The 12084-nt window shown below is 36.4% G+C and carries 12 protein-coding genes, 1 other RNA gene and 1 pseudogene; 5 read left to right on the top strand and 9 right to left on the bottom strand.

Annotated features, from left to right (window positions below; genetic code table 11):
- Positions 1 to 96: 96 nt before the first annotated feature.
- From BMZ99_RS22030 to BMZ99_RS22020, 3 genes are all read left to right on the top strand, one after another.
- Positions 97 to 990: an ATP-binding protein gene (locus BMZ99_RS22030; protein WP_090942989.1), complete on the top strand. Its 894-nt coding sequence runs from the start codon at positions 97 to 99 to the stop codon at positions 988 to 990.
- Positions 991 to 1275: 285 nt separating this feature from the next.
- A complete protein-coding gene (locus BMZ99_RS22025) occupies positions 1276 to 1992 on the top strand; it encodes an FRG domain-containing protein (RefSeq protein ID WP_090942986.1) in 717 nt (238 codons plus the stop codon).
- A gap of 15 nt (positions 1993 to 2007) precedes the next feature.
- A complete protein-coding gene (locus tag BMZ99_RS22020) occupies positions 2008 to 3057 on the top strand; it encodes a beta family protein (RefSeq protein WP_090942983.1) in 1050 nt (349 codons plus the stop codon).
- Between the two features lie 30 nt (positions 3058 to 3087).
- Here BMZ99_RS22020 and BMZ99_RS22015 read toward each other — a convergent pair whose 3' ends face one another.
- The 3 genes from BMZ99_RS22015 to ssrA form a co-directional block, all read right to left on the bottom strand.
- Positions 3088 to 3948 carry a sce7726 family protein gene (locus tag BMZ99_RS22015; protein WP_090942981.1) on the bottom strand — a complete coding sequence of 287 codons (861 nt, stop codon included), beginning with the start codon at positions 3946 to 3948 and terminating at the stop codon, positions 3088 to 3090.
- Between the two features lie 23 nt (positions 3949 to 3971).
- A complete protein-coding gene (locus BMZ99_RS22010) occupies positions 3972 to 4193 on the bottom strand; it encodes a phosphoribosylglycinamide formyltransferase (protein ID WP_090942978.1) in 222 nt (73 codons plus the stop codon).
- 345 nt (positions 4194 to 4538) lie between these two features.
- Positions 4539 to 4885: a transfer-messenger RNA gene (gene ssrA, locus BMZ99_RS22005) on the bottom strand.
- A 301-nt stretch (positions 4886 to 5186) separates the two neighbouring features.
- Between ssrA and BMZ99_RS22000 the strand changes: the two genes are divergently transcribed.
- Entirely contained in the window at positions 5187 to 6101 is a 915-nt protein-coding gene (locus tag BMZ99_RS22000; protein WP_090942975.1) for a DMT family transporter, read from the top strand.
- Positions 6102 to 6192: 91 nt separating this feature from the next.
- Here BMZ99_RS22000 and BMZ99_RS21995 read toward each other — a convergent pair whose 3' ends face one another.
- From BMZ99_RS21995 to BMZ99_RS21970, 6 genes are all read right to left on the bottom strand, one after another.
- On the bottom strand, positions 6193 to 6951 hold the full coding sequence (locus BMZ99_RS21995; protein ID WP_090942973.1) for an amino acid ABC transporter ATP-binding protein: 759 nt from the start codon (positions 6949 to 6951) through the stop codon (positions 6193 to 6195).
- A gap of 12 nt (positions 6952 to 6963) precedes the next feature.
- On the bottom strand, positions 6964 to 7617 hold the full coding sequence (locus BMZ99_RS21990; RefSeq protein ID WP_090942970.1) for an amino acid ABC transporter permease: 654 nt from the start codon (positions 7615 to 7617) through the stop codon (positions 6964 to 6966).
- Between the two features lie 209 nt (positions 7618 to 7826).
- A complete protein-coding gene (locus tag BMZ99_RS21985) occupies positions 7827 to 8609 on the bottom strand; it encodes an amino acid ABC transporter substrate-binding protein (RefSeq protein WP_090942967.1) in 783 nt (260 codons plus the stop codon).
- 245 nt (positions 8610 to 8854) lie between these two features.
- Positions 8855 to 9754 (bottom strand): LysM peptidoglycan-binding domain-containing M23 family metallopeptidase, encoded by a 900-nt coding sequence (locus tag BMZ99_RS21980; RefSeq protein WP_090942964.1) that lies wholly within the window; start codon positions 9752 to 9754, stop codon positions 8855 to 8857.
- 205 nt (positions 9755 to 9959) lie between these two features.
- The gene (glpX, locus tag BMZ99_RS21975) at positions 9960 to 10925 is read right to left on the bottom strand and encodes a class II fructose-bisphosphatase (protein ID WP_090942961.1); all 966 of its coding nucleotides are present in this window, start codon (positions 10923 to 10925) and stop codon (positions 9960 to 9962) included.
- A gap of 147 nt (positions 10926 to 11072) precedes the next feature.
- Positions 11073 to 11714, bottom strand: a complete 642-nt coding sequence (locus tag BMZ99_RS21970) for a hypothetical protein (RefSeq protein ID WP_090942958.1) — start codon at positions 11712 to 11714, stop codon at positions 11073 to 11075.
- Between the two features lie 181 nt (positions 11715 to 11895).
- Between BMZ99_RS21970 and BMZ99_RS21965 the strand changes: the two are divergent.
- Positions 11896 to 12084 (top strand): annotated as a pseudogene (locus BMZ99_RS21965) (IS3-like element ISBsp3 family transposase); the annotation flags it as partial.

Here is a 12084-nt window from a genome sequence, read left to right as displayed (position 1 = left end):
TATAGATTATATTATGTTCCCATATTTGTCAATTAGTGCAGGACTTATTATTTTTATGAAGTAGTACTTATTATAAAGGTTTTGGGAGTGAATGCTTTGCATAATAAAACACCAAACTATAGCCTCGGAAATAATACAATAACAGTAACCAACTTAAGTGATTGGCGTGAAATTGATATATTATGGCACACTTCTGATCGTATCGAAGCCGGAAATATCTGCACATTAGATATGTGTAATATAAGCTCACTCAATCCTCAAGCCATTGTAATGCTATTTATGCTGTGCAGAAAAATAAAAACGCATTCTAGCTCTGGGGTTGTACTTGATAATTTAACACCTCAAATAGATGGCTATCTGCGTCGAGTTAATTTTTTCGACTATGAAGTTGCCACTTCTAAAGGCAACTCTATTGAATTTAGTAAAAATCCACTTTCTAAGAACTTACTCGAACTAACGAGAGTAGATTCTTTGATGCAAATCAACAAGCTCGGCGATTGGTTTTATGATAATTTTGAGCACTGGTTTCCCGACAAGTTACAATCCATGTATCGCCAGCTCTCTTTTGAAGCAATCAATGAATTGTGCAGCAATAGCGTAGAACATAGTAAGCTTGAAGGCAATGGTGAAGGTTATTTTGTATTGCAAAAATATTGGGATTTTGATAATAAAACAAATGTTATTATGTCCGTTGGGGATTATGGCATTGGTATTCGTAATCACTTGATCAGAAAATACCCCGAATTCTCTTTAATCGATGAGGCTCACATATTATCCCAAGCTATTTCTGGAATAAGCGGTAGATTAAGAACTGGAGGTGGCCGCGGCTTAAAATCTATTTGCAATCTTACAAGAGATTATGGGGGATATCTTGTTCTACGCTCGGGATGCGGGTTGGTTTTTATACGAAATGGTAATATTTTCACCAAAAATTATTCTTATCCTATTCCTGGTACACAATGTGTATTTTGTTTGAAAGTTAATATTTAAAGATTTTTTGTTATTTTGGACATTACATGAAGAGAAAAATTTCTCCATATTAGTAATTTTTTTTATATTTTTATTATTTTTACCTAATAGTATTTATATTAATAGGTAATTGATGTAAAATAATAATAGGTCTTGTCGTAAAATTAGATTCTAAAATCTTATTAGATTCATAAACATGTACCATAATGTAATCGAGTTTTACACGAAGCATAACGGACTATATTTATCTAATAATATCTCACATTGGCTTCTACAAAAACAAAATAGTTATGAGGGTATATTCTTATGATAAAAAATATTATTTATTCATTTGCAGAATTTCATAATTATATCGAAACAAATTGTACCAAAAACTCTATATTTCGTGGAGTTAATAATGTAAATTTCAGCTTAATTCCAAAAATCGGGAGAGACATTTACACAAGAAATTTCTCATCTAAACGCACAGAATTAATAGAAAATTTACAGGATTTAGAAGAGAGAACAATAGTTAGTTTTATAAAAATGTCTGTGCCATACATGGACTTAAGAGAAACAAAATCTTGGGATAGGTGGACTATCGGACAACATTTTGGGATTCCTACACGTTTTCTTGACTGGACAGAAAATCCGCTTATTGCTGCATATTTTGCGGTAGAAGGTGGCATAGATCATGACTCTGTAGTATATATAACCGATCGAGGACAATTCAATTCTAACGCAGAGGATAGTGATGATCCATTATCTATAGCTGACGAAATTGTTCTTTATGCTCCATCTTACATTGACGGACGCGTAATCGCACAAAAAGGGGTTTTTACAGTACATAAGAACCCAACCTTGCCATTGAATGAAACCGAGATATCTGGATCTAAATGTAATGTTCAATGTTTAATAATCAAAAAGGAATGTAAATCACAATTCATGAAAACTTTAGACCGATATGGTATTAACCGTTCTTTCATATATCCTGGTCTTGATGGGTTAGCAGCTTATTTAGACAATACAGCCCAAAATCTATAAAAGGTGGGGTCTTGATTGTATATACCAGTTATGAAAAATAGAACTATCGAAGTTTCCGTATTAAAAATTCTTAGTAACATAAGTGTTTTTGATAACAATATTGTGCCAATGATTGAAATAATTCAAGAAAAAACCCGCAGTAATATGAAAAAAGATTTTTTTGAAGAGCTAGAAGAAATTTTAGTTCAATCAGGAAACTATAAAATTATTGTAGATATTTACAAATCAACAAAATTGCGTAGTACGACAGAGTCAATCAGAGAATATTTAACAAAGGTAAATCGGCAAGAACATTTTGGAGTAAATGAATTATTAAGACTTAAACACCTTAACAATAGAGTTATACCTGCAATTTCATATCTTCCGGATTCATACAACATTACGCAGCTAATCAACGATATCAACACCCTGCGACATAATTATCCTCATTTAGCGTTTAGATTCAAGGCTCAGGAATTTGATTCGGTATTTGATAAACTAAAAGATTATATAATTGCTGATGATTTTGTTATATTAGATATCGACGCAGCACCACATACTAGTCCAGTTTTTAAACGTTTATATCAAACAATAGCCAAATTCAAAGAAAATATAAAATTAAAATCTATAATACTTAATGCTAATAGACCCGATACACTGTTTAATGTCCATATGGTTGATAAAGAGCCAATAGCTGAAATAGATAACAGCTTAAGAGAAATGTATAATCTACCAGTGATGAAAAAATTTGATGGTTTTGGGGATTATGCTTGTATTAATGCCTCTCTACCATCTACGGGTGGAACAATAAGCCCTGCCGGAATATACTATTCATATGATAATAATTTTTTTATTGCTTTTAAGGGCAGACAACCATTGCTCTCTGAATTTACAGATTATATAGCTCCCTCCATCATTCAATCTCCATACTGGGAAGAGTTCGACGATACGCATCATGAAAAATGTCCCGGTTGTAAAGATATCTATAATATCACTCTCGGAGCTAAAAATGGAAAAAATCAAGGCATTTGGAAATCAATTTCAATGTTGCATTATATTTATACTATGCATGAAAAGCAACCTTAAAACGATAATGACGCACAGTACTGTGCGTCATTATTTATGGTATGCTAATTTGGGACTAAGATTACTACTAAAAAAGCTTTGTATATCTATTGGAATAATTTTCTCAAAATTTTCCGATACAAACCTCCATCTAATCTGATATTTACTTTTGAGTAACTTTCTATATGCAATTTTTAATTGTTGCTCATTATATTTATTATAAATTAATTCCATTCTTTCACTTTTTAGTGTAGGAATTTTTTTTTCACCAATTAATTTTAATAACATTGCAGAATCTGCACTGGATAGCGATTTGACCAAATAATTGCCATCCACATTATTACAAATTGCTTTTCTTGCATACTTAAACTTTACTTCATCTTTTTCAGCTCGGTACGTTATTAGTCCACAGTGATCCGGAATGTGTTTTAATGCTTCTTTCTCCATATTTTTATGGACTATCAAATATACTTTATCAAATACTTGAGAGTAGTCTGCAATTTGGGTATCTAACCTTTCAAATACATCATACTCTGTTTTAATTTCATATGCATAAGAATGTCCGTTTATACGACAGATATCAACCCGACTATCCCCTACGTTCATTTCAAATGCTACAATATTATTTTTCAGCTTCAGAAGATTCTTCATAAAATAATATTTTAAAACACGTTCACAGTGATAGTATCTAAAAATCAAGTCGTTAATTACTTTATTCGCCACTACTTCTGTGCGCAAATACGATAATTCCTCTGATGTAGTATTGCCCAACACAAATTTTAAATTATTCCATAACTTTTCTTCTGAATCATAAAGATTATATGTTTTATTTAAAGTCTTGCAGATTTGTTTTAATTCTAAATCAGTATATTTTGAAAGGATATTTTCTAATACGCAATTATAATGTGTCATTAGGACCATGCCTTCCTTGTACATTATTTCCATTGTATCTCAAAGCCAATTATCTGAGCAATTTCTAAAACCTCAGAATATTTAATTGTTCCTCTTGTTAGTTTGTTTGAAATATTTTGTACAGTAGTCTGTTGATTTAATGGTCTGTCCTCATTCATTCTTTTCACAACAGAAGTTAATGTCCAACCTTTTCGAGCGATACATGACTTAACTTCAGTATGTATGGAGTTCTCATATTTAGCCATGACATCACCTCTACTATAATTATATCACATGCATGAATTTATTCAATATAGTATAATTTTATTTATTATAGTGTTTTTCATTCTTGCTAACTTTATGACATTAATACTTTGATAAAGATTAATATTAAAAATTGATAAAAGAATGAGAGTTTAGGTCAACTAAGACCTAAACTCTCACTCTTTTATCTTTACTTTGTAACTATATTCTCAAGTATAAAATCTCCACTCTCTTTATCGCTTTAAAGGAAGGATAAAATGACCAAGTTAAAATGGAAGCATAACGTGACCAATAGGCCATTTTATGGTTCTAGTCACAATCTATATTAGGTGGAGGGAATATTCATTTGGTGGAGGCGAGGAGAATCGAACTCCTGTCCAAAGGCATTACTACATGGGCTTCTCCGAGCGCATTCTGTACTTTAACATTCGCTCCATTGACGCTTACAGACGAGCTTCGTTGGTGCTATCTCTTTAAAATTTCCCAGTCGGTCCGCGGAGAATTAGACCTCAGGTATCCTGCATCGTGACGTCCTATCCTTCTCCGCAGGAGGGGAGACGGTAGAACGTTAGCATTAAGCTGCTAAAGCGTATTCGTTGTTTTCAATTATTGTTTTTCCACCGTATTGCGGGCTGATGGAATCCCGGCTCGCTACCCATGCCACAACAACCCCTGTCGAAACCATTACGCCCCCGATTTCAACATTGCATGATAATGACTCGAAAACTATCCGTGTACGCTTCAACACGCATAACTCTCCTGTGTATCATTATGTACTTATTATATCATACATTCAATCAATCTACCAACTATAAGTATTACCATTTTTATAGGATCATCCTATTCGCATTTGTATTTAATCATAAATTTAAAATACTCAATTTTTGTATGAGACAGAATAGAATGTAGCAAAACAAAAACTTCTCTATCAACTCTTTTATCAAACTCGCAGGAAATTACTTTTATAAGAAGGAATATACTACAGAACAAAGGAGATGATTCCACTGCGTCAACAACATTTAGGTGCTTTATTAGTCCTATCATCAGCTGCGGGCTTTAGCACTTTGGCAATTTTTATCAAACTTGCATATGGTGCAGGTGCTAATACCCTTACTATACTCACCATGCGCTTTTTTTTGGCATCCTTGTGCCTATGGATATTATTACGTTTTTTAAAGATTTCACCTCGTATTCCAACCAAAACCGCAGTTAAGCTTTGTCTTATGGGAGCGCTGGGCTACGGCACCATGTCTTTAGCATTTGCAGCTTCCTTACAGTATCTGCCTGCTTCCTTATCTGAAATGCTGCTTTTTACCTATCCTACGATCGTGAGCATTCTTTCTTTCCTAATTGGCGATGAAGAATTTAGCTGGCAAAAAGGTGCCTCTCTTGCTATTTGTTTACTAGGTCTTTTTTTTATTTTAGGCGTCTCATTTACAGGACTTAGCCAAGTAGGCATCCTGCTGGGCTTAAGCAGTGCCATTGTATATTCTTGTTATATTCTCATTGGTAATCGAGTGCTAAAAGATGTTCATGCATTAGTTGCTACCACCTATGTATCTTCTGCTGCAGCCCTTGCCTTCGCGGCTTACAGCATTACCACGGGTCAGCTTCTACTGACAACGCTTCCCCTCCAAGGCTGGCTGGCGTTAGCAGGAACAGCTGTTTTTGGAACTATTTTGGGTATTTTAGGATTTTTTGCTGGCATTACAAAAATAGGAGCAGCTAATGCTTCGATCATCAGCACTGCTGAACCCGTCCTCACAGTCTTACTCTCAGTGCTAATACTAGGAGAAGCCCTCACACTCCTTCAAAGTTTAGGCGGTCTTTTGGTTATTGGCAGCATCTTGCTTCTACAACTGTGTACGAATAGTTCCAATGTCAAAGATGAAAGTCTGGAAATAGGCTAAAACTAGAAGGAATTAAATAAAAATAAGCTAGGGAATTTTTCCCTAGCTTATTTTTATCTTTGAGTATGCAAGTCCTGTATCATGACTCTTTTTACAGCATACTCTTTAAAAATGCTTGTGTACGGGGCTGTTGAGGGTTGTTAAAGATTTGTTCTGGTGTACCTTCTTCCACAATATCGCCATTATCCATAAAAATCACACGCTGCGCCACTTCTCGTGCAAAGGCCATTTCATGGGTTACAACGATCATTGTCATATGTTCTAAAGCAAGCTGGCGCATAGCTTTTAATACCTCGCCCGTCAGCTCTGGATCAAGGGCAGATGTGGGTTCATCGAACAGCATAATGTCAGGCTTCATCGCTAGGGCTCTTGCAATCGCAACTCGCTGCTTTTGCCCGCCCGACAATCGAGATGGATAACTATCCTTTTTTTCAAACAACCCTACCTTTTTAAGTAGTTCTTCCGCTTCGGGAATAATTATGTCTTTTTTGATTCCTTTTACCAGCATCGGCGCTTCAATAATATTATCGATCACCGTCATGTGAGGAAACAAATTAAACTGTTGAAATACCATACCCATCTTAAAGCAAATTTCCCGAGCTTTCTGCTCTGAAACGTATTGGCATTTCCCCTCAGTATCTTCGGTGGCAAGAATTTCACCTTCAATCTCAATCGTTCCCTGGTCAATGACTTCCAATCGGTTCAAACACCTAAGAAGAGTACTTTTTCCCGAACCGGAAGGACCAATAATCGCCACAACCTCACCTTGTGAGACTTCAAGGCTAATACCTTTTAATACTTCAAGATGATTAAATTTTTTGTGGATATTGTTTAAACGTAACATATTCATAAAAACTCACTCCTACTCATCGTATGCTGCATAACGTTCTTCCAATTTATTAAATACCCATGTTAACACTAAGGTCATTGCCAAATAAAATACAGCCGCAATGACAAAAGGAGTCATATCAAACTCTCGCTGTACAATCGTTCGAGCGGTTCTAAGTAAATCATTCATAGCAAGGACATAGATGAGAGATGTGTCTTTCACAAGTGTAATGGTTTCATTACTAATAGGCGGAACTACCCGTTTTAAGACTTGGGGAAGTATGATTCGTCTCATAGTCTGCACATAGGTCATACCTAGCACTTTACCTGCTTCATATTGTCCCCGTTCGATCGATTGGATTCCTCCACGAAAGATTTCTGCAAAATAAGCTGCATAATTCAGTACAAATGCCAGAATAGCTGCCGAAAAATCCGGCAATTTAATACCAATATAAGGAACTAAGGGTAATGCATAATATACAAATAAGAGCTGGAGCATAAGGGGTGTCCCCCGCATCAACCAGATGTATGTCTCTACTAAAAAGCTAATCGGTTTGTATTTGGATATACGAGCCAATGACAAAAGCAAGCCTAAGGGCAATGAAAGCACTAAGGTAATAAAGAACATCTGTAGTGTTACATAGACCCCATCCAGCATAGGCCCCATCATGGTGATTATTTTTTCCATTCATCTTCTCCTCTTTCTTGACTTTTAAAAATACAGCCTCTATTATATCATATCTCCCTGGGTCATTCCGTAAGAAATCTAAGTATCCTCTAAAAATAAAAAAGAACCACAGAGGCGTAGAGACCACAGAGAAAAGCTAGAGAGAATAGACAATTATAGATGATGTTAAATACAGAAGGCTAATGGCATCAACCATTAGCCTTCTATTGTTACTTAACGATATCTGCACCAAACCATTTCTGTGATATTTTAGCAGAAGTTCCGTCTTTCTTCATATCATTTAATACTTTCTGCATTTTGTCCCGAAGTTCTGTATCTTCTTTTCTAAATCCGATACCATATGTACCGACTTCACCAATAGGCTTTTCAATGGCTACGTATTTGCCTTTTTCCTTCGACATATAATACCTGCCAAGTATTTCATCTGTAACAACCGCATCGACTCTACCTGTGTTAAGATCCATAAAAGCTGCAATAAAATCTGGATATACTTTGAAATCTTTTAAAGAATTTTTTAATTGAACATCTTTTAAAACTTCTTCTTCACCAATACTGGCTTGCTGTACAGCTACTACTTTTCCGCTCAAGTCAGCCGCACTTTTTATAGGGGAACCTGCAAGTACGAAAATCAATTGCTTACTTTCCATATAGGGATCGCTAAATAATACATTTTTTTTGCGTTCTTCAGTAATATTCATACCATTCCATAAGGCGTCAATCCGTTTAGCATTTAATTCTGCTTCTTTGCTGCTCCAGTCAATTGGCTTAAATTCTACTTCCATGTCAAGTTTTTTTGCAGCTTCTTTTGCCATATCTATATCAAAACCAACGATATTGTTCTTTTCATCTCGAAATCCCATCGGAGGAAAACTATCATCTAAACCGATTACGATTTTCTTCTTTGCAGCCCCTTTGGTATCGGCACTGCCACATCCTGTCAAAGCCATACCTGCCATCATAAGTAATAATACCAATGCAACTAATTTCTTCATGTATAAATCCCCCACTCCATAAAATTAACTTATGTTTTACATTATACTTTAGTTCGGTAAAATTTAAAAGTATTAAATTGATGCTTTTGTGAAATTTAAAAGCACTTTTCTTCATTTATCTCTTTCAGACGTACTATTTCATCTAATTTATTAAGAAAATATAAAAGATAGCTAGGAGCATCTTATATTGCTCCTAGCTATCTTTTATGATCTGCTAATTTCACATTAGCAGATACTAGACTTGATTACGGCAGAACATTATACGGATTGATGGGTGTACCATTTTTCCGCACTTCAAAGTGTAAGTGAGGTCCTGTAGAATATCCTGTATTCCCCATAGCCGCTATACTTTGTCCAACTTTAACATATTGTCCTTCCGATACAAAAGATTCACTTAAATGACCGTAAACCGTAGTATACCCTTGCTCATGCTCAATCATGACCACACGACCATATCCGCTAGACCATCCCGAGTAACTTACCCGCCCAGAACGAGCAGCTCGTACAGGAGTGCCAACATCATTGGCCAAGTCAATCCCATCGTGATTCCTACCCCAGCGGTGCCCAAACCCAGAAGTTAACTCTCCTTCTGTCGGCCAACTAAATCGGTTACTGCTGGAACGAGACACTGACGTTTCCGCTCGTGCCAATAATCGTTCTGTTTCTTTAGGTTTCTTTCCACCTGGGATAAATAGACTCTCACCAATAGATAAGTCTTCATCCACTTTGCCATTTGCCTGTAATATTGCAGCGATCTCAACATGATAGGCATTGGCAATCCACCATAATGTATCTCCTGTACCAGCAGTATGCAATACACCTTTTTGCGGCAGGATCACCAATTGGTCTCCAGGATGAATATCAACCTTTAGATCCGGATTGGCACCTTCTAGTGTGTCGATATCAATCCCATATTGTTCAGCAATTGTACTTAATGTTTCTCCTTCTTTTACGGTATGTGTCGTCTGCTTCTGAACCGTTTGCGCGGGCTCAGGATCAGAACTAACGTTTTGAACTGCTTCTACTTTTTCTTCCGGTGCACTTTTGGGAATATGCATTGTCCCAAACACCAATGCTCCAATTCCAAATAGGGCAGCCAGTGTATATAAGAACTTAGGTTGTTCTTTTAACCAAATTAAATTCACTGCATCGCCTCCGCTTTATTTTAAAACCTAGTAGCATCGTATCTTCTATGTTCTCTCCACATAATATATCATAAGCAGCAGCGAAAGTATTTATGCATTTTTTGCCTATTATGCCAATAGACTTGCCCTAAGGCAAGTCTATTGGATATAAAATTAGGAAACTTGCCTTCACTATATCCTTACCTAACGTAAACTTAACTATTTCTTATGCGCGTTTAATCGCCATTGATTTACGCTCAAATTTGTGAATTGCATCTACAAAACGTACCGTACCTGTTTTATAACGCATTACAATGGAATGAGTACGGGCACCGCCACCAAAATAACGTACACCATTCAATAAATCGCCTTGTGTGATTGCTGTTGCAGCGAAAAATGCATCGTCGCCTTTCACCAAATCATCAAGGGTAAGAACTTTATGGACATCAGAAATCCCCATTGTTTTAGCTCTCGCAATCTCTTGGTCATTTTCAGGACGCAAGATCCCTTGCATATCTCCGCCAAGACACTTGACGGCCGCTGCAGCAATTACACCTTCCGGTGCACCGCCTATACCAATCATCATATGAACGCCTGTACCTTCAATACATACGTTAATAGCAGGAGATACATCACCATCTGTAATCAGCTTAATTCTCGCTCCAGCCTTACGTGCTTCGGCAATTATGCTTTCATGACGAGGACGATCTAAAATGACTACAGTTACATCTTCTACCTTACGCTCTAGAGCATTGGCTACCACCTTAAGATTTTCCGTAACCGAAGCATTAATATTAACTTTCCCTGCCGCCTTTGGACCAACAACAATTTTATCCATATACATGTCCGGCGCATGTAGTAATCCACCGCGAGAAGCAATAGCCAAAACAGCAATGGCACCCGGTAAACCTTTTGCGATCAGGTTCGTTCCTTCAAGAGGATCAACTGCAATATCTACATCTAAACCGCCGCCCCCCACTGCTTCTCCAATATAAAGCATAGGAGCTTCATCCATTTCGCCCTCGCCGATAACAACTTTACCATTGATGTTAACACTATCAAAAGCAGTTCTCATTGCATCAACAGCTGCCTGATCTGCTAAATTCTTTTCACCTTTTCCCATCCAGCGTCCTGAAGCAATAGCAGCCGCTTCTGTAACACGAACAAATTCCAATGCAAGTTCACGATCCATTTTGTAGCATCTCCTTTTCCTATAATAATCTATTGTTCTATGAATAAGCAATAAAGAAGACCCGGCTTATGCCAAGTCTTACGAATTGCTAATTGGAACCAAATATCTGCTTCAATGAGTCAATGATTGATGATTCGATGCCAACTATTAATGTTTACGATGTGAACGCCGGGGAGGAATAATTTCAATGGAATCTAATCCTTCAACATACGCTAAATCTTTTTCACTTTGCGCTGGAATCATGAGATAACCACCACATTGCCCACATTCTAACTCAATACCTTCCGGTAATACTTCAGCACCAATGGCATTGCTACCGCAACGGCAATACACTTTTCCCTTTTCCGCAATATCATGTATTTTGTTTAATGTTTCAAACATCACTTGAGGATTTTGAATATAATCATCATATTCATCGATATCCATACCCAAAGACATTTTTTCAAATTCGATTTTATATTTGTCAATTGTTTCAGAAATGACCTGGCGATTTCCAATGAATCCTAATTCAAAATTCTCTTGCACACAATATATTTTATCCATGGTTGCATGCCAAAAACGATTATGATCAAGACAAATCACATGATTTCTCTGACACAAGACGCAGGGAATATCCAATAAACACTGACGTTCTCCAACACTTGTAATAGAGGCTTGTATTTGACCACAACTGCAAAACAGCTTCTTGCCAGCCGTATTCTTTAGGTCGAACCTTGAAATATCATGCATGTGCAATTTTCCACAACGCGGACAATATAAAGCCAGTGTTGCAACCGTGTTGATAATCATATACATCCCCCTTTCGATTATTCATTTCGCCAAACAATAAAAAAATCCTGCCTCTATTCAAAAAACCCTCTAACGCAAAGAATGAACTGAGCCCCTTGTATTGGACATTTTAGAAAAAGTCCAATACAAGGGGTATTTTTGAGTTTATAATCAATAGTATTAAATCTTTCGGAGGATAATAATGAGCAAGATCTTGTACAACAATTTAGAGCAAAGCCTATTACTGAAAAATTCGAATGTGATTAAAGTATCTGACCGTTCCATATCCTATCATACTGATTTTAAAGTTAAAGCTGTTCGAGAGTATTTAACCGGAAAAACACCTAATCAAATTTTTATCGAAAATGGATTTAATCTTGAACTTATAGGA

It is taken from the genome of Pelosinus propionicus DSM 13327, assembly GCF_900114615.1.
Lineage (GTDB): Bacteria > Bacillota > Negativicutes > DSM-13327 > DSM-13327 > Pelosinus > Pelosinus propionicus.
The sequence above is the reverse complement of the archived record's forward strand: the minus strand, read 5'-3'. Positions and strand labels throughout refer to the sequence as shown.

Coding starts and splice junctions, on each gene's coding strand:
- glpX (WP_090942961.1), bottom strand. CDS start 10,925: ATGGATCGTGAACTTGCATTGGAATTTGTTCGTGTTACAGAAGCGGCT.
- BMZ99_RS21970 (WP_090942958.1), bottom strand. CDS start 11,714: ATGATTATCAACACGGTTGCAACACTGGCTTTATATTGTCCGCGTTGT.
- BMZ99_RS21995 (WP_090942973.1), bottom strand. CDS start 6,951: ATGAATATGTTACGTTTAAACAATATCCACAAAAAATTTAATCATCTT.
- BMZ99_RS22010 (WP_090942978.1), bottom strand. CDS start 4,193: ATGGCTAAATATGAGAACTCCATACATACTGAAGTTAAGTCATGTATC.
- BMZ99_RS22015 (WP_090942981.1), bottom strand. CDS start 3,948: ATGACACATTATAATTGCGTATTAGAAAATATCCTTTCAAAATATACT.
- BMZ99_RS21985 (WP_090942967.1), bottom strand. CDS start 8,609: ATGAAGAAATTAGTTGCATTGGTATTATTACTTATGATGGCAGGTATG.
- BMZ99_RS22025 (WP_090942986.1), top strand. CDS start 1,276: ATGATAAAAAATATTATTTATTCATTTGCAGAATTTCATAATTATATC.
- BMZ99_RS22000 (WP_090942975.1), top strand. CDS start 5,187: ATGATTCCACTGCGTCAACAACATTTAGGTGCTTTATTAGTCCTATCA.
- BMZ99_RS21990 (WP_090942970.1), bottom strand. CDS start 7,617: ATGGAAAAAATAATCACCATGATGGGGCCTATGCTGGATGGGGTCTAT.